The sequence below is a fragment of the Bacillus sp. JJ1122 genome (assembly GCF_036964885.1).
GTDB lineage: Bacteria > Bacillota > Bacilli > Bacillales > Cytobacillaceae > Mesobacillus.
Genome location: NZ_JBALQL010000029.1, coordinates 51,628 through 75,384, shown reverse-complemented (window position 1 = coordinate 75,384; position 23,757 = coordinate 51,628). Strand labels below are relative to the sequence as shown.

The 23,757-nt window shown below is 43.0% G+C and carries 21 protein-coding genes; 16 read left to right on the top strand and 5 right to left on the bottom strand.

Annotated elements, in window-relative coordinates:
* The first annotated feature begins 196 nt into the window (after positions 1–196).
* The 11 genes from V7201_RS17370 (at position 197) to V7201_RS17320 (ending at position 16,013) form a co-directional block, all read left to right on the top strand.
* Positions 197–3,139, top strand: a complete 2,943-nt coding sequence (locus V7201_RS17370) for a carbohydrate binding domain-containing protein (protein ID WP_335378016.1) — start codon at positions 197–199, stop codon at positions 3,137–3,139.
* Positions 3,140–3,218: 79 nt separating this feature from the next.
* Positions 3,219–4,154 carry an aldo/keto reductase gene (locus V7201_RS17365; RefSeq protein ID WP_335378015.1) on the top strand — a complete coding sequence of 312 codons (936 nt, stop codon included), beginning with the start codon at positions 3,219–3,221 and terminating at the stop codon, positions 4,152–4,154.
* A gap of 33 nt (positions 4,155–4,187) precedes the next feature.
* Positions 4,188–5,177, top strand: a complete 990-nt coding sequence (mgrA, locus tag V7201_RS17360) for an L-glyceraldehyde 3-phosphate reductase (RefSeq protein ID WP_335378014.1) — start codon at positions 4,188–4,190, stop codon at positions 5,175–5,177.
* A gap of 167 nt (positions 5,178–5,344) precedes the next feature.
* Positions 5,345–6,415: an aromatic acid exporter family protein gene (locus tag V7201_RS17355; protein ID WP_335378013.1), complete on the top strand. Its 1,071-nt coding sequence runs from the start codon at positions 5,345–5,347 to the stop codon at positions 6,413–6,415.
* Between the two features lie 460 nt (positions 6,416–6,875).
* On the top strand, positions 6,876–8,957 hold the full coding sequence (locus V7201_RS17350; protein WP_335378012.1) for a hypothetical protein: 2,082 nt from the start codon (positions 6,876–6,878) through the stop codon (positions 8,955–8,957).
* 51 nt (positions 8,958–9,008) lie between these two features.
* On the top strand, positions 9,009–10,976 hold the full coding sequence (locus tag V7201_RS17345) for a beta-propeller fold lactonase family protein (RefSeq protein ID WP_438825070.1): 1,968 nt from the start codon (positions 9,009–9,011) through the stop codon (positions 10,974–10,976).
* A 403-nt stretch (positions 10,977–11,379) separates the two neighbouring features.
* Positions 11,380–12,978, top strand: coding sequence for an aspartate:alanine exchanger family transporter (locus V7201_RS17340; RefSeq protein WP_335378011.1), 1,599 nt, complete (start codon positions 11,380–11,382; stop codon positions 12,976–12,978).
* Between the two features lie 338 nt (positions 12,979–13,316).
* Positions 13,317–13,886: a helix-turn-helix domain-containing protein gene (locus V7201_RS17335; RefSeq protein WP_335378010.1), complete on the top strand. Its 570-nt coding sequence runs from the start codon at positions 13,317–13,319 to the stop codon at positions 13,884–13,886.
* Positions 13,867–14,823 carry an alpha/beta hydrolase gene (locus V7201_RS17330; protein WP_335378009.1) on the top strand — a complete coding sequence of 319 codons (957 nt, stop codon included), beginning with the start codon at positions 13,867–13,869 and terminating at the stop codon, positions 14,821–14,823. Before V7201_RS17335 ends, V7201_RS17330 begins: the two co-directional genes overlap by 20 nt.
* A 126-nt stretch (positions 14,824–14,949) precedes the next feature.
* Entirely contained in the window at positions 14,950–15,507 is a 558-nt protein-coding gene (locus tag V7201_RS17325) for a bifunctional transcriptional activator/DNA repair enzyme AdaA (RefSeq protein WP_335378008.1), read from the top strand.
* A complete protein-coding gene (locus V7201_RS17320) occupies positions 15,504–16,013 on the top strand; it encodes a methylated-DNA--[protein]-cysteine S-methyltransferase (protein WP_335378007.1) in 510 nt (169 codons plus the stop codon). The genes V7201_RS17325 and V7201_RS17320 overlap by 4 nt, the downstream gene beginning before the upstream one ends.
* A gap of 27 nt (positions 16,014–16,040) precedes the next feature.
* Here V7201_RS17320 and V7201_RS17315 read toward each other — a convergent pair whose 3' ends face one another.
* Positions 16,041–17,183 carry an acyltransferase family protein gene (locus tag V7201_RS17315; protein ID WP_335378006.1) on the bottom strand — a complete coding sequence of 381 codons (1,143 nt, stop codon included), beginning with the start codon at positions 17,181–17,183 and terminating at the stop codon, positions 16,041–16,043.
* A gap of 182 nt (positions 17,184–17,365) precedes the next feature.
* Between V7201_RS17315 and V7201_RS17310 the strand changes: the two genes are divergently transcribed.
* Both V7201_RS17310 and V7201_RS17305 read left to right on the top strand, forming a co-directional pair.
* Positions 17,366–17,953, top strand: coding sequence for an undecaprenyl-diphosphatase (locus V7201_RS17310; RefSeq protein WP_335378005.1), 588 nt, complete (start codon positions 17,366–17,368; stop codon positions 17,951–17,953).
* Positions 17,954–18,081: 128 nt separating this feature from the next.
* Complete coding sequence (locus V7201_RS17305; RefSeq protein WP_335378004.1) at positions 18,082–19,347, top strand: hemolysin family protein; 1,266 nt, start codon at positions 18,082–18,084, stop codon at positions 19,345–19,347.
* 60 nt (positions 19,348–19,407) lie between these two features.
* Here V7201_RS17305 and V7201_RS17300 read toward each other — a convergent pair whose 3' ends face one another.
* The 4 genes from V7201_RS17300 to V7201_RS17285 all read right to left on the bottom strand — a co-directional run bounded on the left by V7201_RS17300 (position 19,408) and on the right by V7201_RS17285 (position 21,063).
* Positions 19,408–19,542, bottom strand: a complete 135-nt coding sequence (locus tag V7201_RS17300; RefSeq protein ID WP_335378003.1) for a hypothetical protein — start codon at positions 19,540–19,542, stop codon at positions 19,408–19,410.
* Positions 19,543–19,578: 36 nt separating this feature from the next.
* Entirely contained in the window at positions 19,579–20,442 is an 864-nt protein-coding gene (locus V7201_RS17295; RefSeq protein ID WP_335378002.1) for a permease, read from the bottom strand.
* Positions 20,443–20,487: 45 nt separating this feature from the next.
* Positions 20,488–20,655 (bottom strand): hypothetical protein, encoded by a 168-nt coding sequence (locus tag V7201_RS17290; protein ID WP_335378001.1) that lies wholly within the window; start codon positions 20,653–20,655, stop codon positions 20,488–20,490.
* A gap of 78 nt (positions 20,656–20,733) precedes the next feature.
* A complete protein-coding gene (locus tag V7201_RS17285) occupies positions 20,734–21,063 on the bottom strand; it encodes an ArsR/SmtB family transcription factor (protein WP_335378167.1) in 330 nt (109 codons plus the stop codon).
* Between the two features lie 535 nt (positions 21,064–21,598).
* Here V7201_RS17285 and V7201_RS17280 point away from each other — a divergent pair.
* From V7201_RS17280 to arsC, 3 genes are read left to right on the top strand one after another with little or no spacing between them, the layout of a single operon-like run.
* A complete protein-coding gene (locus V7201_RS17280; protein ID WP_438825075.1) occupies positions 21,599–21,922 on the top strand; it encodes an ArsR/SmtB family transcription factor in 324 nt (107 codons plus the stop codon).
* Positions 21,923–21,975: 53 nt separating this feature from the next.
* Positions 21,976–23,271 (top strand): arsenic transporter, encoded by a 1,296-nt coding sequence (locus V7201_RS17275; protein WP_335377999.1) that lies wholly within the window; start codon positions 21,976–21,978, stop codon positions 23,269–23,271.
* Between the two features lie 18 nt (positions 23,272–23,289).
* Positions 23,290–23,709, top strand: a complete 420-nt coding sequence (gene arsC / locus V7201_RS17270; protein WP_335377998.1) for an arsenate reductase (thioredoxin) — start codon at positions 23,290–23,292, stop codon at positions 23,707–23,709.
* Positions 23,710–23,757: the final 48 nt, after the last annotated feature.

Below are 23,757 nucleotides of genomic sequence, written 5' to 3'. Positions count from 1 at the left end.
TTATAAGATGACAGCTGAAATAAGGGAGGTGGTGTGTTTTTTAGCTGTTCGTTCTTTGCCCCTGGTGAACTAGAAAAGATTAGGAAAAGAGGTCGCTAATAATTCCTCTTGGCGACCAAAAAGAACAAGAAGTGGAAAAAATGGTCGCCAATAAGCCCTCAAGGTGACCCGAAAAACAAGAAGGAGGAATACAAAATTGAAAAAAACACTGGCCGTGTTGTTGAGTGCAATGATGATTCTGCCTGGTACAAGTTTTGCAGCTCCAGATGGGCATGCCACTGGAAAAGGTGTAAAGAAGCAAGACGGGAAAAACAACAAATCAGAATGGTCCCTTGTCTGGTCCGATGAATTTAACGGCAAGGAAATTGACCGGAGCAAGTGGACTTATGACATCGGAAACTGGATCGTAGACGAAAATGGTAACGGCATTACACCGGGATGGGGCAACAATGAAAAGGAATATTACACGGATTCAAATGAAAACGCTTTTATCAATGATGGCAAGCTCGTCATAAAAGCAAAAAAAGAGCAGGTAACCGATCAGTTCGGAACATACGACTACACTTCAGCAAAACTGAAGACAAAGGGACTGTTCAGCAAAAAGTATGGACGGTATGAAATGAAAGCAAAGCTTCCTGTCGGAAAAGGATTGTGGCCAGCCTTCTGGATGCTGCCAGAAGAAGATAAATATGGCAGCTGGGCGGCTTCAGGAGAAATCGATATCGTCGAAGCATGGGGCAGCAGACCTAATACTGTCGCGGGGACGATTCACTATGGTGAAGGATGGCCGAACAACAAGTATACCGGCAAGGAATTCGATCTTCCTGAAAAAAGAGGAATCGACAAGTGGCATACATATGCGCTTGAGTGGGAGCCGGGAGAGCTTCGCTGGTATGTAGACGGAGAACTCTATCAAACTCAGAACAAATGGTATTCAAAAGGAAAGGATAATGCGGCAAATTTCTCTTATCCTGCCCCGTTCGACCAGGAATTCTATTTGGTTATGAACCTCGCAGTTGGAGGCTGGTTTGACGGGGAGGTCGATGAGACGACGAAATTCCCTAGTCAAATGGAAGTCGATTATGTCAGGGTATATGATCTGAAAAAACGCGACTATCGTGAACCAGTGGAACCAGTGTCAGGCCCTGTAGAGTTGCCAGCAGACGCGAAACAGCCTCTTGAGGATGGGAACCTGGTGTATGATACGAATTTTGAAAAAGCGATTACCGAAGTAGATGAGCCAGGTGACGAGCTGAATCCTCTATATTGGAACTTTGTCCATTTACCTGAGTTTGGCGGTAATGGTCAGGTTTCTGTTGATAGTTTAGAAGGCAAAAATTTTGCGAAAATAAATATTGAAAATCCAGGATCACAGCTCTATTCCCTGCAAATGATTCAAAACATCTCATTAGCCAATGGCGGCAAGTATAAAGTCAGCTTTGACGCTAAATCAACAGCACCAAGGAATATCATGGTGAAGACGGGAGCAGGTGCTTCAAGGGGCTGGGTTAAGTACTCGAATGAAGAATCATTCAAGCTAAGTAGTGAACTGCAAACATATGAATTCACCTTTGACATGCTGAATGAAACAGACATTGCGTCAAGGCTTGAGTTCAATCTTGGCGGAAACGGAACAGCTCCTGTCTGGATCGGCAATGTACGAGTCGAGGATATTACGGGTTCTCCTGTAGACGAAAATGCAGCAAAACAGCCTCTTGCTGATGGAAACCACATATATAATGGAACGTTCGACCAGGGCGGCATGGACCGGATGATGTTCTGGAATTTTTCAGTGAACAACGAGGCTGCTGCGTCTGCTTCTGTTTCAGAGGACACGAGAGAACTCCGTGTGGGGATTGAAGATGGAGGCAACTATCCTGAAGCGGTTCAGCTGATTCAGAAAGGGATGAATCTTGTAAAAGGCAATGATTATAAGGTTTCATTTAAAGCAAGAGCGGATGAGGCGAGAACGATTCAGGTGAGCATTTTAAATAAGGATGGTTCCGTAAATTATTCTGCCATGCAAACAATCGAGTTAACATCCAGCATGGAAGAGAAAACATTCAATTTTACAATGAAAGAAGACTTGTCTGACCCGGAAGCTCAAATCGTCTTCAACTTTGGTAAGGGGGACGCTGATGTCTATTTGGATGATGTAGTCATGCTGAAGACCTCAAACAAACCTGACTATGGGAACATTGATTTGTACCCTTTGAAAAATGGGGATTTTACCGACGGGTTGTCGTCATGGGAAAATTATGTACACTATGATGCCAGTGCTCAAATCACAGAAGAAAATGACGAAGCAAAAGTGTCTATTGCCAATGAAGGAAAAGAACCATGGAGTGTGCAATTGATACAGCCTAACTTAGACCTTGCTAAGGAAGTAGTGTATGAGCTCTCCTTTAAGGCTCGATCTACAAAGAATAGAGAGGCTGAGGTAACGGTTGAAAACGCTCAGTACACAAGGTTTTTTAGTAAAATAGTTGAACTGACAAATCAAATGCAGCAATACACATATGAATTCACTATGCCTTTGGATGATCTTGCTTCTTTCAAGATGCTTCTGGGCAAAAACACATTGTCCCCAGTCGGCAGCCATGATGTATTCATTGACGACGTAGTTTTAAAAGTAAAGGATGCTCCGACACAGGAGGAGCCAGTCAAAACTCCTGGAATCGACAACGGTGATTTTTCAAATGGAACAGCTAATTGGTCCAGTTGGTGGGGAGATCAGTGGAGCGGTTACGCTGAAGGTACAATGTCTGCTGAAGCTGGAGAATTGAAAGTCGCGATTTCCCAGGTTGGCGGTGCCTCCTATGCTCCGCAAGTGTTCCAGAAGGATCTGCTTTTTGAAAATGGTGCCAGCTATACGGTCACTTTTGAAGCAAGAGCAGACCAGCCGCGGAAGATGAATGTCAATATTGGCAAAGAACTAACCTATGATCCATGGTTCATCCCTTATATGCCAACACAAACCATTGATTTAACGAGTGAAAAGAGGCAATATACGATCACCTTTGTAATGAACGAGGAAACATATAACGACGGAAAAATCGTGTTTGAACTCGGAAATATTGCTGAGGGCAATGCAGCAACAAATGTCTATCTTGATAATGTAAGCATTATAAAGAACTAGTTTTACAGAAGGGGCAGAGAAGCTATGTTTCTGCCCTTTTCACTTTTAAATGAAATAGAAGCAATGAGGAGGGGAGCAAATGAAATACAGACAGCTTGGAAATACCGGGTTGAAGGTTTCAGAAATAGGGTTTGGTGCCTGGCAGCTTGGGAATGCACGGGACTGGGGCAAGATGTCGGACAAGCAGGCAGTCAAATTAGTACATGAAGCACTTGATCAAGGCTGCAATTTTTTTGATACAGCGCCGAATTATGGTGGAGGAATGAGTGAGTCCATTCTCGGGGAAGCGCTCCATGGAAAGAGAACCGATGTTGTTATTAACACTAAGTTTGGACATCAGCCTGATCATACAGTAAATTTTGATCCGAAGAAAATCCGCAGCTCAGTAGAAGGAAGCTTGCGTCGTCTGAAAACGGATTATCTTGATTCCATTTTACTGCATAACCCGCCTTTTGAATGCCTAACCGGAAATACAGAACATTTTATGGAATTGGAGGCGCTGAAGGGAGAAGGGAAAATTCGTGCTTTCGGAGCCTCGATTGATTCTGCCAAAGAGATGGAGGCACTGTTGGATTTTACAAGCAGCGAGGTCATTGAAGTAATGTTCAACATTTTTCATCAGGAGCCAAGACAAGCATTCAAGAAAACGGCTGATAGAAATGTTGGGCTGATTGTAAAAGTGCCACTGGATTCCGGATGGCTTTCAGGTAAATATGAAGAGACTAGCGTATTTACAGATATACGCAGTCGGTGGGGCGGGGAGCAGCTTAAGAAAAGAGCCGAGCTGTTACCAGCTGTCAAGGAAGTTTTGGAACCAGGGGAAACGATGGTCCAGCTCGCCTTAAGATATATTCTTCATTATCAAGAGGTTTCAACAGTGATCCCGGGGGCAAAGAATCTTGAGCAGCTGACCGAGAATGTATCTGCAACCGCTGCAAGTATTTCAGCGGATAAAGTGAAAAAGCTTGAAATGATGTGGGAAAAAGAGCTGCAAATGAATCCTATTGGGTGGTAGAAAAACAATACGGAGTTTTGGAGGTTTTAAAAAATGGCTTATCAACCTAACAACAATCGCTATGATTCTATGGTCTATAACCGATGTGGTAAATCCGGTCTGAAGCTGCCGGCCATTTCACTCGGGCTGTGGCATAATTTCGGCGGAGAAGATCCATTCGAGAATGGACGGGCACTGATCAGGAAGGCCTTTGATTTAGGCATTACTCACTTCGATCTTGCAAACAACTATGGACCGCCGCCGGGATCGGCTGAGGAGAACTTCGGAGCGATCCTTAGAAAGGATTTTTCCGGGTACCGTGACGAGATGGTCATTTCAACAAAAGCGGGCTATGGCATGTGGCAGGGTCCATATGGAGATTGGGGGTCAAGGAAATATCTCGTATCCAGTCTTGATCAAAGCCTAAAAAGAATGGGACTCGATTATGTCGATATTTTTTATCACCACCGTCCGGATCCTGAAACACCAATTGAGGAAACGATGATGGCTTTGGACCATATTGTGAGACAGGGGAAAGCATTATATGTCGGGATTTCAAACTACGGAGTAGAGGAAACGCAACAAACGATCAACATCCTGAAGGAGCTTGGCACTCCGCTGCTGATCCATCAGCCTGCCTACTCCATGCTTAACCGATGGGTTGAAGATGGCCTTACCGATCTTCTTCAAGAGGAAGGTGCAGGAGCGATCGCATTTGTACCGTTGGCGCAAGGATTGCTGACCAGCCGTTACTTAAATGGCATTCCTCATGATTCCAGAGCACTGAAGCCAAACAGTTTTCTTAACGAAGGCGACGTTTCTGAAGAGATCCTGCAAAAAGTGAGCAAGCTTAACGAAATTGCACAGGAACGCGGACAATCTCTTGCCCAAATGGCACTGGCCTGGGTGCTTAGAGGTGGTAAAATTACCTCAGCTTTAATCGGCGCAAGCAAAGTCAGTCAAATTGAAGAAAATGTAGCTGCCCTTCAAAATCTTGAATTCAGTGAAGAGGAATTGAGGCGCATAGATGACATTTTAAGATGAATTCCTTTACGTTAAGCATTTCATCATTTCTACTCTTAAGGAACAGATATAATCTGCTAGTCGTTTGGACTCCTCTTATTGGAAAGAGGAGTTTTTTTCTTTTTGGGACATTTCTTCTTTAGGTTATAATGAATCTTTGAAAAGGATTTTAAAATGAGGAATGTCTAATGGCTTTACTAAAAAAAATGAATTTTGTTGGTGGCAGGGTTTTGAAAACGGGGATTGCCGTTTTCCTGACTGCGCTCATTTGTGAGCTGCTCGATTGGCCGCCGATGTTTGCGGTTATTACAGCAATCGTTACGGTTGAGCCGACGGCGGCTGATTCTATAAAAAAAGCATATGTAAGATTTCCAGCTTCCGCAATTGGTGCAGCTTTTTCCGTCGTGTTCAATTTTGCGTTCGGGCACAGTCCGATTACTTACATGCTGGTAGCAGTCGCAACGATCATTGCCTGCCACAGGCTGCATTTGGAGGATGGAGCATTGGTGGCAGTCCTGACAGGAGTGGCGATGGTTTCGACGGTTAATGACCACTATTTGTCATCCTTTTTTATCCGTCTTGGAACGACATTAACCGGACTGACCGTCTCGACACTAGTCAACCTGCTTGTGATTAGGCCTGATTACTCAAATACAATTCAGTCTAAGATTCAGCAGTTGATTTCGGAGACCGGCAATCTCATTGAAGTCCGCGGGGAGGAAATCGCCAAGCATCAGCCTCTCCATCCGGCAACCAAATCTGATTTTCGGAGGATTTTAAAAAATGTCGAGGGAATTGAAACCCTATGCCGTTACCAGAAGCAGGAATGGAAGCTGCATGCATTCAGCAGGAAGGATATGAGGGATTTCCATTATGAATACAAGAAGCTGACTTTATTAAGGCAAATCCATTATCATGTAGGGAATCTATTAGCGATTCCTTCTATCCATCTTGAAAAGGAAAAAACAATCGTGATCACAAGAATGAGTGAATCCATAAAATCGACGCTGCATCATCCGGATTTCAAAATCGATGACCATCATGAAGCGCTCTCTGGTGACTTATTGAAACTGTTTAAAAAAGAAGTCGAAGCAAGGGATGAAAGCGCCCACCGTTTCTCTTATGCAAATGTCATTTATTATGAATTTTTATCCATTCATGATCTTCTTGAGGAACTTGACCACATTCATCAGCTTGAGCATAGGCGTAAAAAACTGCTCGACCAATCATGGAAGTCAGCTGAAGTAAGGTCGGATTAAAGTTAAAAACACAAGGAATTCGCCTAGAGTATTCGCCTTTAATATGAAGGAGTTCAATAGTAAGGAAATAACCCGCGAAACCCTGGTTTAATGCCAGGGTTATTTTTTTATGAGGAGAGGTCCGAGAACAACTAGAAGAGGAAAAAACGCAACGAGTTGTTATGAGAAGAGATCCGAGAACAACTCGAAGAGAAAAAAGCCCGGCGAGTTGTTATGAGAGAAGGTCCGAGAACAACTCGAAGAGAAAAATGGCCAACGAGTTGTTATGAGAGAAGGTCCGAGAACAACTAGAAGAGAAAAAAGCCCGGCGAGTTGTTATGAGAGGGAGTGCAAGAATAACTCAAAGTGGAAAATGGCCTAACTTTAAAATCCTGTTGTTCAGAAAGATAACATAATGTATAATGATAATCGTTATCAATAATAATGAAAATCATTATCAATTACAGCGAGGACGGTTGAAATGAGAAATAGAGCATGGAAAAGAGCGGCATCCATCTCGATGGCAGGCAGTTTGCTTTTTGCCGGAGGATGTACAGAAGAAAGTGTGAAAAAAGAAGATTCTCCGAAAAAGACACATGTGGCAGAAAAGCCATATTCAGTTTCTGTTACTGACTATAATTTTGATACAGCTGGAAACATGTTGGCATATGCGGAATTTGAATTAGCAGGTGAGCCGCTGTTAGAAGGACTTGGAGTCGATCTTGATATTCTCGATTCAAAGAAAGTCGATCAGCCAGCAAAATTCGATTATACCGCTGGAATTGAGGCATACGAATACTCTGAGGAAGCAATGTATGAAGTAGTTGAAAAATCAGGACTGGGTCTTCATTTGATTAACGGACCGGTTGTAGGTGAAATGGCTAAGCAAAAAGGGAAAGAAGCACCAGAAATGCTTGCAGAGAGATATTATGAGCTTGCGGATGCCGTAGGTTACCCACAAGAGGAAATCTTCTCGAATATGTTCCCGACTTTGATCGAATATTCAAATGGAGATCCGCATTACATTAAAAAAGTGGATACAGAAGAGTATGCTTCAGGTGATGGAGATACATATGTCCCTAACTATCAAGTAAACTTCAAGTCTCTTCGCTGGGACCGCGAGAAAATGGATAAAGTCTTGAATCCGGCTGCATATGGCGGAACCTTCTTAAAGCAGGCGCTTTGGGCTGGTGACTTCCTTGGCGGTTATCACACGGTCGACAAGGATGAAGAGTTAGAAGGTGAAACACCGAATGATGACCAGGATGAAAATATCAGGCTTGGAGTTAGCTCACCAGATGGCATGCAGGGAATGTTCCTTGTGGAAGGCATTTGGAACAAACTGAACTACATCAAGAATGGATTATTTTACAATGGTAAGGAGCTGGCGCCAGCAGGAATCGGAAGCCAGTACGATCCATCTAAGGGATTTGTTTACCTTCCTCATAAAATCGAAGTTGAAGAAGATGGAAATGAGCTGATTCCGAACGCTAAGTCTATGAAACTATCAGACAGCCGGAGCCTGCTTAATGACCAGTGGCTCATGCTATGGCCGGCATCAGAGTTTTACGGAATGACGGACCAGCGCCCAGAGAATAAAAATGTGGCACCATCGTTCCATGCATTGTTTGACAGCAATCCATACCCATCTGCGCCAAAAGAAAATCTGGATAGTGATACGGCAAATGATGTTGCTTCGACCGATCCGTATACAGTCAATAAAGATGTTCTTTTACACGTTTTTAAAAACATTGATGCCATGCATTTCAATAAAGAAGCGGGAGCATTCGTCACTGAAAATGATGGAACGAAACAAGGGAACTATGTTGACACGTTCCAGTCTGGCTACACAGTCGAGTCACTTCGGATTTTCCAGAGGGCAATTGATGGATTGCCTGTTGGTTATGCAAGCGGAGATGCAGCAGAAGGTTTAAAGACAAATGAAGGCGAACGTGCAAAAGAGCTGATCAAGGCTCAAGCCGACTTCATCATAAATGAATTGATCATGGATAACGGCCTGGCAGCAAAGGGTTATACAATCGGAACAGGAGCTGACCAAGAAGTTTCCTTACAGGCACAATTAGGTGCGATTCGTGGTCTGACAGCAGCTTACCTCGCAACTTTCGATGATAAGTACCGTGAAGCAGCTCGTGAAATTTTTGTCGCCATGGATGAGAACCTGTGGGATGATGAGCTGAAATCCTATAAAACTGGCAAGGACGAAATGAAGTATGATGCTTATACTGCGGGCGGAGTGGCTGCTGTCTTCCGGGTGGCGATCAATAATTTAAGCAACAATGATAGCGACAAAGAGCAGCCAGCTCCTTTGGAAGTTGATGCGATTGTTGAAAAGTACACGGATTTCTTTGACCGTGTCATCGATGGTCCATCTCTTGAAGAAGGCATGCAGGCAAGTGAATTCTGGGATACAGGCGATTTCTACTTAATAAAAGGCAAATCAGAAAACACGGATAACGATCATGTACCGCAAATCCAGGCTGGACATGGTAAGTATGGAATTGCACCTGTTCTTCTGCCTGTTGAAATCACAAAGAAGCATTAAATCTTTTACACATGACATGAAAAAGAAATCATTCATAAAGAGGCGTTTCCAATGAAGAAGCTGATTCTATTCCTTTTATTGACCATTACAACTGTATTTATTGCAGGCTGCACAGAAAAGGCGGGCGTTGCTATGGAGTTTGACAGCACCCGTGACTATGCGGTGAACAGCAATAACATTCTTATGAAAAAGGATGGATCTGAAGTATATACAGCCAATATCGACATCCATACTGTCTCATTCATGGATCCTGAAAAGGGAAAGGTTTTAGCGGAAGTTAAGGTTGGGAAAGAGCCTAGGCAGATGACATTAAGTCCGGATGAAAAATATCTGTATGTCGCGTGTATGCTAGATAACAAGATTGATATTGTTTCCATTAAGGAAAAGAAGGTTGTCGATTCCATTCCTGCGGGCATTGAACCATTTGGGGTCGTGACAAGCCAGGATGGCAGAACACTATACACTGCCAATTATCGTTCGGGGACCGTTTCTGTTTTTGACCTGGAGAACAAGAAGCAAGTAAAGGAAATTGAAGTGGGCGACCGCCCGCGGACGCTTGCTATTACGGCAAAGGGCGATAAATTATATGTGCCTCACTATTTAAGTGGTGCGATATCTGTCATTGACACGTCGAAAAATGAGGTAGTAAAAGAGATACAGCTGGCAGATTCTCCTGACAAAAAGGATCAGAAAAAAAGCCAGGGAATTCCGAATACGCTTGAACAATTGGTCATAAGCCCTGATGGAAAAAAGGCATGGGTTCCGCACCTGTTAACGAATGTCGATACACCGATTCATTTCGAGGAAACCATTTTCCCGGCAATCTCGGTCCTTGATCTTGAAAAAGATGAGGAAATCGTAGAAGAACGGAAAGATCTGTTCGAAGAAATCAATGTATCTGATAACCAGAATAAGACGATGATTGTTTCCAATCCTTATGACGTTGTTTTTAAGCCGGATGGCAGCAAAGCGTATGCGGTCATGTCCGGAAGCGAGGATTTAGTTGTTTTTGATCTGAAGCGCGGAGGTAACGCGACCCAGATTGTCAGGAGAATTGCGGGGAACAATCCTCGAGGGGCGGTCATATCCCCTGACAGCAAAAGCCTGTATGTCCACAATGCGATGAGTCATGACCTCGCTGTATTGAATGCTGGCGGTGAAAGTTCATATTCCCGGGTAAAAGCAGCAGGTGAAAACATTGCACTTGTCTCAAAGGACCCAATGGACCCGCTCGAACGAGAAGGGAAGACGATTTTTTACAGTGCCAACAGTGACGAATATGCAACGAATATTACCGGGAACAACTGGATGAGCTGTGCATCCTGCCATGCGGATGGAGATATGAATGGCCAGACGCTGACAACGCCAAAAGGGCCAAGGAATGTACCGAGCAATGTAAGGACAACGGAAAATGGATTATTCTTGTGGGATGGCAGCCGAGACGATTTTGAGGATTACCTCCTGACGGTACAGGGTGAAATGGGCGGGATGATGGATTACAATCCCGGTGAACCGCTCCCTGAGGATGTGAAGCATATGTATGAAGCGATGTTTGCTTATCTTGATAATCCAGAATCCTTTCCTCCTCCGAAAAGTCCTTATCGTTCAAAGGATGGAGAGCTATCCGAGGCATCCTTAGAGGGCAAGAAGCTATTCGAGGGCAAGGGCGGCTGCATCACCTGCCATGGCGGCGAAAACTTCACTGATAGCGTGAGTGCTGTGGATTCTGGTGGAAAGCTAACAACCGATAACAAGGATTTTCTCCACGATATCGGGACTTCAAATCCAAAGGATGCAGAGTCTGCCGGGGATGCAAGGGCGGCCATGAAAAACCCGAGGGACAATAAGTCCTTCGATACGCCAACATTAAGAGGAGTGTGGGCAACTGCTCCATATTTCCATGATGGCAGCGCGAAAACACTTGAGGAAGCCATCCGCCGCCATAAAACTGAAGAAGTCTCAGGTTTAACAAAAGGCGAAATCGCAAAAATTGCTGAATATGTTAGTTCGATTGAGTGATGTAGTTAAGCTCCTCTTATTGGATAAGAGGAGCTTTTTTATGGCTGAATTATGGAGTTTTTAGAAAGCCTGGCAAAACAGAGATCTTTCAAAATGGCTGATTAACGACATTTGAGAGGCCGTGACCAGTGTGAATGTCCAGGAGAGGGAATGTTGCTGGGAGTTGGATAACGTTTCCATTAAGATTATGGAAGCATAAGATACGTCCCCATGCTCCCGCGTGTCCCCTGCTCCCGCGTCCCCATGAACCAGTATTTATCAACAATATCAACTTGTAATTGTAATAAATTCGTCAATGTCTTCATTAATAAATAGACAACCCTCATGATATTCTAAGTATGAAGTATGTTTATTAATTCACAAACTATAAATTCAATATAGAACTAATTTTGGGGGAATCATCGTGGAAGGCATTTTGGGTTTGTTAGAAGAACCTTTAATCTTATTATTTACGATTCTATTTGTTGGATCAGCGATAGGAGAAATCAAAATTCGCGGACTGAGCCTCGGCACATCCGGGGTTTTGCTTGCGGCGATTGTTTTTGGCCATTTTGGTTATAAGGTTTCACCTGTCATTCAACAATTAGGATTGGGTATGTTCATTGTGGCGGTCGGATTGTCAGCTGGTCCTCGCTTTTTCAGGATGATGAAAACGAGCGGAATGGTCTTTGGAATCATTGGCCTTGCGATTACGGTGATTGCTGCCGTCACTACGATTGTTGTATCTAAACTATTCCATTTATCGCCTGCCCTTAGCATCGGCATCATGACCGGGGCGCTCACGAGTACTCCAGGTTTGGCAGCAGCGCTTGAAGCCACAGGTGATCCGCTGGCCTCTGTCGGATATGGGATTGCCTATCCCTTCGGCGTGCTGGCGGTTGTCCTTTTCGTACAGCTTTTACCTAGATTCTTAAAGGTGGATTTAGCAGAGGATTTAAAAAAGAAATCAGGCCCTGTTCGCAATGATGAATCACCTGAAGTCATGACCATAGAGGTAACACATGGATCGGTGAATAAACGGACGTTAAAAGAGCTGCGGTTCAATCGGTATGATTCCGTGGTGATCAGCAGAGTCATTCGCGGTGACCGGAATATCATTGCCCTTAATGATACCGTAATTCTAAAAGGAGACCGTCTCGTTGCAGTGGGAATGCAAAAGGACTTGAAAAAGCTATGCAAAGATATTGGACGAGAAGTAGAGACGAACACTGAAAATCACGACAATGTCACGCTTCGCAAAGTGACGGTGGATGCATTGGAGCTGATTGGAAAGACGATAAAAGAGCTGCAATTAAGAAGAACTTACGGGGTGACAGTAACAAGGATCGAGCGCGGAGGATTTGAGTTCAATCAGAATCCGAAATGGCGTTTGGAGCGAGGAGACGTACTGACATTGGTGAGCAGCCAAGACCGCTTGAATGATATCGAAAAGCTCTTCAGCCGAAAGAAGCTTACCATCACAAATATCCACATTCTTTCGCTGAGCCTAATCTTGCTGCTTGGTGTTCTTGTTGGAATGATTCCTATTCATTTACCTGGACTCGGTACGATTACTTTCGGGGTCGCCGGCGGGCCGCTATTTTTAGCATTGATCATTGGCCACTTTGGCAAGCTAGGTCCGATTCATGCCAGATACTATCAGCCGTCCAATCAGGTCATCCGTGATATTGGACTCGTCTTGTTCTTGGCTGGAGCCGGTACGACAGCTGGACAGGGGATTGTTGAGGTCATCCAGCAAGAAGGTTTAAGCCTGTTGATCGGCGGTGCGATTATAACGATTGTTCCGATGCTCGCTGGTTATTTGCTTGCAAGAAAATGGCTCGAATTAAGCGTGATCCATTCTCTGGGAGCGATTTGCGGCGGTATGACAAGTACTCCAGGTCTTGGTGCAGCGAATCAGCTGATGGATACCGAGGATCCATCGATTGCCTATGCAGCCGCCTATCCCTTTGCACTGATTTCCGTTGCAATTGCTTCACAAGTCATTGTGTTCTTTTTATAAAAGGTTGAACTCCCGAAGAGGTTAGAAACTTGCGGGAGTTTTTCTATGTGTCCGGAAAAGTATCTCGATGTCCAAAAGGAAACGTAGAGAGGTCTTGCTTGCCAGTAAAATTGCCTGCAGACCGAAAAGAAGGGTTCTATATGCCTGAATACATGGAAAACGAGCTGATCTCCAATAGAAAAACTCAGCAAGTCCCTTTAAGGTAGTGAGCCCAAATCATCCAGCTCTGCAGAAAATTTCCCCAAACATATTGACATTAATTTCAAAACCAATTATATTATCATTATTGATAATGATAATGATAATATTCGCAAATTCAAACACAACAGGTGATTTCGATGAAGGAAACAAAAGCAGATTTAATTTTACATCCAGTTCGAATGAAAATTCTTCAGACGTTAGCCAGCGGAAGGAGGAAGACGGTACAGCAAATTGCGGAGCAGCTGACTGAAGTTCCGCAGGCGACATTGTATCGCCATTTAAAGAAACTGCTGGAAGCAAAAGTGATTGAGGTAGTGGACGAGAATCAAGTGCGCGGGACGGTCGAGAAGGTGTACGCACTTCCTCAAAACAACCAGTTGATTTCAAGGGAAGAACTGCTTAAAAGTGGACCGGACGAACACCTGAATTATTTTATAAGGTTTCTTAGCAGTGTATTGATGGATTTCGAGGAATACATTCGCCAGCCGAATTATGATTTTGAGAAGGATATGGTCAGCTTCAGGATGGCGAGTTTATATGCCAGCGACGAGGAATACAGTGAATTCATCAAGAAATATGTCGAGCTGATCACGCCGCTGCTCCAGAATGAGCCAGCACCGAACCGTAAGAAACGGACGATTACCAATATATTAACCACCCAAAATAAAAGCGATGAGGGGAATACAAATGAACATTCAGATGGTTAAAGAAGAAATTTCGTTTAAAAGTGATGTAAATCTTAAAGGAACAATGTTGATTCCAGACTTAGGAAGAGAACGTTATCCAGCGATTGTTTTCCTCCCAGGGTCTGGGCAGCTGAATCGAGATGGCAGCACACCTAAGGGGAAATTCAAATTCAATTTATATGCGGATCTCGCTGAACTGTGCACATCCCTTGGCTTTGTCACATTCCGCTATGATAAAAGAGGAGTCGGCGAAAGTGAAGGCGACTTTCATACAGCGGGACTGTCCGATTCTTTGGATGATGCAGAAGCCGCGCTTGATATGCTGGAAAACCATCCAAAAGTGGATCCGAACCAATTAATTATTGCCGGACATAGCGAAGGCTGCATGGTCGGTACGGCACTCAATGCAAAAAGGCCGGCAGCTGGGCTGATTCTCCTGTCCGGTGGTGGTGAAACCTTAAGAGAGGCCCTTGATTTCCAAAGAAAAGTTACATTTAAAGAACTCGCGCAAAAGAAGGGATTCCAGGGATTTATCATCAAAACGTTCAATACGCTTGAAAAAGGCGAAAAGCAAGCACAGTCAACTTATCGGAAAATGCTAACCTCTGATAAAGACGTCGTTAAAACAATGGGCTTTATCAAAATGCCGGCAAAGTACTTCAGGGAGCATTTTGCCTTGAATATAGAAGAAGCACTTGCGAAAGTTTCCTGCCCTGTTCTTGCCATCAGCGGCTCGAAGGATTGGCAGACAAATCCGGAAAACCTAAAGCGAGTGGAGGAATTCGTCCAGGGTGAATACGAAACGCATGTCGTCGAAAATATGGATCACGGCCTGAAGGTACAGCTTACGCCAATCTCACCAACAACGTATAAAAAGGACTACCTAAAAACAATCGGCGAGCCGCTCCACCCTGAAGCCGTCAAGCATCTGACAGCATGGCTAAATAGATACCTATAAGAAACAATGAAAAAGTCCTTTTGTCTATAAAAGGGCTTTTTACTTTGTTTCGTTTTCTTGCTTTTTCATTAATAAAAACGCAGTATCACCTTGGTTTGGTTTATACTGTTTCTTGAGGTGAGAAAGATGCCACACATTCCTGATGAGTATTGGAATGCAATTGTAGAGTGCGACCCTTCTTTTAACGATTCGTTTATTTATGCTGTAAAAACAACCGGAATCTATTGCAAGCCCTCCTGCAAATCGAGGGCACCGAAGCGGGAGAATGTCAATATTTTTAAAAATGCCTATATGGCGAAGGAAGAAGGCTTCCGGCCATGCAAAAGATGCAAGCCAGTCGGAGCGATTTTGCCTGCAGAGGAATGGGTCGGGCAGATCAGGGCCTGGATTGATGAAAACTACCATAAGCACCTTACGCTTGAGGGAATAGCCGAGCTTTTCCATGGCAGCCCGTTTCATCTTCAGCGTTTGTTCAAACAGGTGCAGGGCATGTCGCCGAATGAGTACATCCAAAAGCTCCGAATGGAAATAGCGGTCCAACTGCTGGAGGAAGATAAGCGGAAAGTCAAGGATATATCTGAAGCGGTCGGGTTCCAGAGCACACCGTATTTTATAACTTTATTTAAAAAGAAATACGGCTGTACGCCTGCTACTTATCGTAAAAAAGGTGGGGAAAAACAATGACAAATGAGATTTATTGGACGGTTTTTGAACATGCTCACTTAAAGCTTTATATTGCGGCCACGGAAAAGGGGCTTTGTTATGTAGGTTCACCAGGGAACTCCTGCGAAGAATTGGCGAGTGCAATCCATAAACGATTTCCTGCAGCTGAGCTAAAAGAAAACGTCGAAGTCATGCAGCCATATATTGAAGAGCTTCACGAATATTTCTCGGGAAAACGCCAATCCTTTTCCATTCCTGTTGATGTAAAAGGTACCCCTTTTCAGGAAGCCATCTGGCAGGCATTGGTGGACATACCCTATGGACAAACTTTATCGTACTCAGACATTGCCCATAAAATTGGCAAGCCAGCAGCAGTAAGAGCCGTCGGAACTGCAATCGGCGCGAACCCAGTGCTGGTCACAGTCCCATGCCATCGCGTGATTGGCAAGAATGGAGCCATCACCGGCTACAGAGGCGGGACAGAGATGAAGCAATATTTGCTTGATTTAGAAGGGAAGAAAAAATGACCTCTTTATTTAAGAGGTCATCTGTCGTTAGATAATGGCTCTCACCACTTTAATTCTTCTGATCAATATACTGAACAAAAAGGTAGCAATAATCGTAACAATGGAAACCACGATGAATTTAATGAAAGGCGCCAAACCTGCCGATGTGAATAAATATTGCATCAACACAGCCATTGGAAGATGAAAAATATAAACGGCAAAGCTGTTATCTGCAAGCATTTTCAGGAAAGAGTTTGTTTTATTCAGAGCCGTTTTAAAGAGGTAAATAAGCCCAAAGCCAAGTCCGAAACATAAAAAGGTTTCATAGAAACTGTAAACAAGATTGATTGAGTTAAAGCCACCTTGCGAATACGGAATAATATTAGTGAGATATCTTGCCCCTGCAAAAACCAATCCGATTGCAAGCCAGGGGCCACCCATTCTGCCGGTCAGTTTATCCCACCATTTATATTTAAAGGCAAGGATGCCAAGAAAGAAAAACCACGCATACTGCGGAAGGTGAGCGTATTCGACTTGGATAAAACCCAGTAATCCCTCCCAATGGTCAATTGGATATTTTATCCGAACAGCGAACGTGATGATCGAAACAAGCACTGCGAGTAAAAAGAGTTTACTATTATTCAAGTCTTCAAGGAATCCGAAAGAAATCCTTCCTTTAAGCAGACGATAGAATACAGCATATAAAAGAGCATAGATTAATAGGTGTTCAATGAACCATAAATGACCAAATTGCATATCCGGGAAAACCGGGCCGGTCCACCCATCTGGCATATCTCCAAAGCCTAAATAAATAGAGAAGAAGTAATCAAAGAATGAAATATTCTCATATTGTCTGAAATTAATATAGAAGAAATACATCAATACAGGCATGAGGACGAGAAATCCAAATAACAGCGGAACACCCAGGCGGATTAGACGGTCTTTCAAAAAAGTCTTTGTTCCTTTTTTCCTGAACGAAGCAGGCAGGAAATAGGCCGAAATCAAGAAAAATAGACTCATGAAAAATCCTGCATTCACCGAGAAGAACCTTCCTAAATTGAAATGATCATCTGAGATGTAGTACCAAAAACCATTGGAACCTCCATAAGGCTGGCCAACGTGATGGACAACAACCAAAATCGTTAAAAAAATTTTTAAGTTATCCAGGAAAAATAATCGGTCTTTCCCCATTTGAATCCTCCTATTTACACATGTAAATTACATTTATTAACACCACTTAACCATTATATTCCTGCTGGTAATTTCATACAATCATGTATTAAAAGATCCTGAATTTCATTTTTACAGCCAGAAATATCTTCCAATGTTGTATAATTTATTTAATTTGCAAATTATAGGGGTGTATTAATTTTATGAGTTTTGCAGAACTGAATGTACAAACCTTCAGGATGATCAATGATTTAGGCAAGCAATTTGAAGGCTTGAACCCATTGATAACTTTAATAGCGGAAAACATGATTTTCGTTTTGGCAGCTGCCGTGGTCTTTTTTTTGTTCAGCCGTAAAGCCGTCAATCGTTTGATGATTGTTACCGCGCTGATTGCGCTTATCGTGGCTGAAGTATTGGGAAAGATTGCAGGTTCATTTCATTCAAACAACCAGCCGTTTGCCGAGCTTTCCGAGGTTAATAAGCTGATCGACATGGGTGTGAACAATTCATTTCCAAGTGACCACACGATCATCTTTTTTACGATGACTGTTTCTTTCTGGCTTTTTAAAAGAAAGTTTCATTATTACTGGGTGGTTCTTGCATTCGTAGTAGGTTTTTCACGGATCTGGGCGGGTGTGCATTATCCAGCGGATGTGGCTGCAGGTGCATTAATCGGTGCAGGTACAGCGTTTCTTGCTTACCGCTTCATCCCTAACCTGAGTTTTATGAAGAAATTAGTTAAAAAGGAAGAATATAAAAATCTTCCAGGTAATGAGATGAAAAATTTCTAATCTGAAACCATTTTACAGTTTCAAACGTAAATAGATAATGCAGTGGTAAGGAGCCAGAGTATTTGATTTATATTCATCAGAACAGTAAAATTATTTATGACAAAATTTTTTTCGGAGAGTGAATTTTTTTGGAAGTTCCCATAGGTTTAATCATTTTATTAGGTGTTTTAATTCTTTTATCTGCCTTCTTTTCATCGGCAGAAACGGCTTTTTCCAGCGTCAATAGAATCAGGCTTCGGAATTATGTGAGTGAAGGCCGATCTGGAAGCAAGAATGCTTTGTATATTTCAGAGAATTTTGATGACGCATTGTCTACGATTCTAGTAGGAAACAATATTGTGAATATCGCTGCGGCGAGTATTTCTGCCAAGGTAGCTACCGATATTTTCGGTCCTAGCACCGGACTTCTCATCAGTACCTTTGGCATGACGATCCTGATCTTGATTTTCGGAGAAATTTTGCCGAAGTCGATTGCGAAGGAGAATGCAGAAAGCTATTCCTTAAAGATCTCGGGAATCTTGCTGATGCTCATTAAAATTCTTACGCCAGTCAATTTCTTGTTCAGCAAGCTGAAGGCTTCTGTTTCAAAGGTTTTCTCGAAGGACGGAGAGGTAACCCCATCTGTCACGGAAGAGGAAATCAAAGTGATGGTCGACATCAGTGAAGAAGAAGGTGTCATCAATAAAAATGAGCGGGAGCTAGTACACCGATCCCTGGAATTCAACGAAATACTTGTCGGTGAAGTGTTAACCCACCGAATGGACATGATTACGATCGAAGTGAACCAGCCTCTCGAGGAAATCAAAGAAATCTTCTTGACGGAGAGATTTTCGCGGATCCCGGTTTACGAAGAAAATATTGATAACATCATTGGATTTTTATCGGAGCGCGAGTTTTTTGCCGAGTTGATCCAGCATAATGAAGTGAATGTACGCGAGCTTTTGCGCCAGCCAATGTTTGTCGTGAAATCGATGAAAGTTGCCACGCTGCTCCCTGAACTTCAAAGGACGAAGAGCCACATGGCCATCGTCGTCGATGAGTTTGGGGGAACATCCGGACTCATCACTTTAGAGGATATCCTGGAAGAGCTGGTAGGCGAAATCTGGGATGAGCATGATGAGAAAATCAACATCATGACGAAGATTGATGAAAACACATACGAATTCGATGCTCAGTTTGATCTCGATGACTTTGCGGAATTATTCAATGTGCCGATGCCTGAAACAACGTACCACAATCTTGGCGGCTGGATCTTTGAGACGCTCGAAAGCATCCCTGAAAATGGTGATACCTTCGATTATGAAAACCTCAAAATCATAGTCCAGGAAGTAGAAAGCCATCGAATCCGTAAAATCAAAGTTGAAAGAATGCCCGTTGTTGAGACGGAAGAATAAAAACAAGGTGGAGTCAGTTTGGTGCTGGCTCCACCTTTTTATATGATTATCTTATGAATATTAGCAGCATTTAGTATCTCCGCTGCAGCAAGCTTCGTTTTTCTCTTCATTTTCCTCGACTTCTTTGATTTCGACATTACAGCAGTCTGACTTTGACTTGTTGCTGCCCATTAGGATTTGAATGAAATTAGCCATTAAAATCACCTCCCTTCATCAAGGATTTTTGATTAATTAAACGAGATAAAAGATGAATCCGGATACTGTAGACATCGTGATGACGGATAGGATGAATGCCAGGACGAGCTGTTTCTTGAAAATCGATTTTAACAGGATGACTTCTGGAAGGCTTGCGCCAGCGGAACTGATCATCATCGCCATTACCGGGCCAAGGGCCATTCCTTTTAAAATAAGCATCTGTGAAATCGGAATCATGCTTGATAAGCGGATGTATAATGGAATTCCGACGACCGCAGCGACCGGGATGAGCCACCAGGCATCATGGCCGAACCATACTGTAATGAACTCCGTTGGAACAAGGCCATGAATGACGGCTCCGATGGCAGCACCAATAAGCAGGTATGGATAGACACTTTTCATTAGAGACCATGTTTCTTGAAGGGCAAAGCGCCAATTGAATTTTTGATTGGATTCTTCATAGCCAGACATCATCACATTTTTTACATAGCGTTGGAAACCAAGCTTGTCGAGCGTGAAGCCAATTGCGATCGAGAAGACACTTGTGATTACGGTGTAAAGAATTGTAACCTTCCAGCCCATTACGACGCCCATGATGGTCAGTATCGTCGGATCCAGTACGGGAGAAGCGAAGAGGAACACCATGACGATTGAAAACGGGATTTTCTTTTTCAGCATATTGACTACTACTGGGATCGTTGAGCAGGAGCAGAATGGTGTGATAAAAGCGAACAAGATAGCGGCAAAGCTTGCGAACACCTTGTTGCTGCCTGTTAATTTCTTTTCAATTTTTTCGTATGGAATGTATCCTTGCAGCAGGCTGATCAAAAACGAGATCCCGATGAACAGGACGGTTAATTCAAGGGCAATCCAGAAAAAGCTCTTTAAGAATTCAATCATTTTCCTTTACCTTCTTCCTTTTGATTAAAATGTTGTTGGATTTGTTTAAGCGTTAGCTGGCGTTACGCAGCATTTTGGTTGTTTTCTTAGACCATTTAGCAATGGGATTCCTTTCATTTCGGGCTGCTCGAAAAACTTCCACGCATGCTTTGCCTTTCTTTCTACTTCCTGGCTTTTCATCTTTGCGATTGCCTGATAATCTTGATAAAACATGTATATCCTCTCCTTAATCAAAATATGTTGATGTATTGATCAAAAAAAATTGATTAATACTTTGAAAATGAAACCTAACTAACAACAGCTAGGTCTGAAAAGGCAGCAAAGCTCCGGAGATAAAAGATGATTGATTTCTTTCGTGTTGACTTGATAATAGCTCCAGGTTCCTCTCGTTTCCTTTGTAATCAGATTCGCATCTAGCAGAATCTTCAAGTGATAAGAAAGCTTTGACTGAGGCATGTCGATCATTTCACTTAAGTCGCAAACACAGCTGGAGTCTTGCTGGCATAATAGGTTTAGAATATGAAGGCGTTTTTGATCGGCAAGGGCTTTGAATTTTTTTTCATAATTTTCAAAGGTGCTCTGAAGCGGCGGTTCCTTTGCGGCATTTGTGTTATTGGTCAGGTCTGTTAAAGGAATAAATTGTTCCACTGTCAGCTCTCCTTAATCAAATTTACTTGATATACTGTATTATATTTCCTGCAAAACCATTTTGCAACTGTTAAATCAAAAATTTTTGATTTATTTTTTGTTAAATAGTAAGGTCGTGGGACTGATCAAATAAAATCACTACGTTTTTATTAAAAATCGCTACGATAACCAGGATAATCGCTACGGAAACTCCCATTATCACTACAGTTTATTAAATAATCGCTACGAAATCCACGACAATCACTACTTTTTACAAAATTTAGAATATCCATTTTTTAAAAAAACGGTTAACCCAAAACTCATACTACATATCAGATATCAGCATGATAAGAAGAAATATTAAAACTTTGTAAACTTCCTTTTATATGCTTGAACATATAAGCAAATCATTATATGATGATGTGAGAATCACAGGGACGTATCTACTGCTTCCGAGAATCATGGAAGCAGTAGATACGTCCCCATGCTTCATGGGGGTGTAGATGAATTGAGTAAACAGGGTATTGATATGGATCAGGCTGCTTCAATCCTTAAGCTGCTTGGAGATAAGACGCGGTTAACGATGATGAGGATCCTGGCTGATCATGATTGTTGTGTATGTGAGTTTGTTGCGATGTTTGACGCGAGCCAGCCGGCGATCAGCCAGCATATCAGAAAGCTGAAGGATGCTGGATTGGTAAAAGAAAGCAGAAGAGGGCAGTGGATTTTTTATTCGTTGAACCAGCAGTTTGAGCATTTCGAGTTTGTTCAATTGCTTCTGAATGCACTGCCAAGCCAGGACGAAAAATTAACAGAACTTGAACGGCAGGGTAAGAGGATTTCTTGTGAGTAAAGGTCTCAAGATACAAATCTTGTCGATTGAATGGATTACGGAGGTGTTTTGATTTGTCATTAGCCATTATTGCTTCACTGATTTTTCTTGTGACGCTGACACTTGTCATCTGGCAGCCTAAGGGGCTCGGGATTGGCTGGTCGGCAACAGGTGGAGCGCTTTTAGCATTATTATTTGGTGTTGTCTCTATACATGACGTCGTCGATGTAACCGGCATCGTCTGGAATGCGACACTGACGTTTATTGCACTCATTATTATTTCACTTATTTTAGATGAGATTGGTTTCTTCGAATGGTCGGCCTTGCATATGGCAAGGGCAGCTAAAGGAAACGGAGTGAGGATGTTCATTTATGTCACATTGCTAGGTGCAGGGGTTGCAGCTTTGTTCGCCAATGACGGCGCTGCGTTAATTTTAACGCCGATTGTCCTGGCGATGGTACGGAACCTGAAGTTTGAAGAGAAAATGGTTTTTCCTTTTATCATGGCGAGTGGATTCATTGCCGATACGACTTCACTGCCGCTGATTGTCAGCAACCTGGTGAATATTGTGTCCGCTGACTACTTTAATATTGGGTTTGTCGAGTATGCTTCAAGAATGATTGTGCCGAACCTATTCTCGTTGGCAGCAAGTATCCTTGTTTTGTATTTATTTTTCCGTAAAAGCATCCCGAAAAATTATGAGATGTCGGATTTAAAAAAGCCAGCAGATGCGATTAAGGATTTGAGGATGTTCCGCTTATCATGGCTGGTTCTCGGGATCTTGCTCCTAGGGTACTTTACAAGTGAATTCATCAATATCCCAGTTTCATTCATAGCCGTTGCGGTTGCGATTTTCTTCTTAATTATGGCTAGAAGAAGTCCTGCAGTCCACACATCTAAGGTTGTAAAAGGAGCGCCTTGGGCGATTGTGTTCTTCTCAATTGGAATGTATGTAGTCGTGTATGGACTTCGCAACGCTGGGCTGACAAAATTGCTTGCTGATGTCATACAGTCAGCAGCTGACCAGGGTTTATTTGTCGCAACAATTGGCATGGGCTTCATCGCGGCAATCCTGTCTTCGATCATGAACAATATGCCGACCGTCATGATTGATGCGCTGGCAATTGCGGATACTAACACAACTGGTGTTGTCCGTGAAGCGCTGATATATGCGAATGTGATCGGATCTGATTTGGGACCGAAAATCACACCGATTGGTTCATTGGCAACACTGCTATGGCTGCATGTCCTTTCATTAAAAGGCGTCAAAATTTCGTGGGGTACTTATTTTAAAACAGGAATCATTTTAACCATTCCTACTTTGTTTATCACATTGGTAGGTCTATATATTTGGTTGTTAATTATATAAAAAGGGAGCGAATCAACGATGTCTAAAAAAACAATCTATTTCTTATGTACTGGAAATTCTTGCAGAAGCCAAATGGCGGAAGGATGGGCAAAAAAATATTTGGGTGATGAGTGGGATGTGAAAAGTGCAGGGCTTGAAGCTCATGGTTTAAACCCTAATGCGATCAAGGCTATGAATGAGGTTGGCATTGATATCACAGGCCATACTTCTGATGTGATTGATCCTGAAATCCTGAACAACGCTGATCTTGTGGTAACACTTTGCGGCCATGCAGATGAGCACTGCCCAGTAACACCTCCACATGTGAAACGCGAGCACTGGGGATTCGATGACCCGGCAAAAGCGGAGGGAACAGAAGAAGAAAAGTGGGCAGTATTCCAGCGCGTCCGCGACCAGATCAGCGACCGTATCAAAACATTCGCTGAGACGGGCAAATAATTTTTCACCAAAAAGAAGGTGAAGAGGCAATGAGAATTACCGACAAAG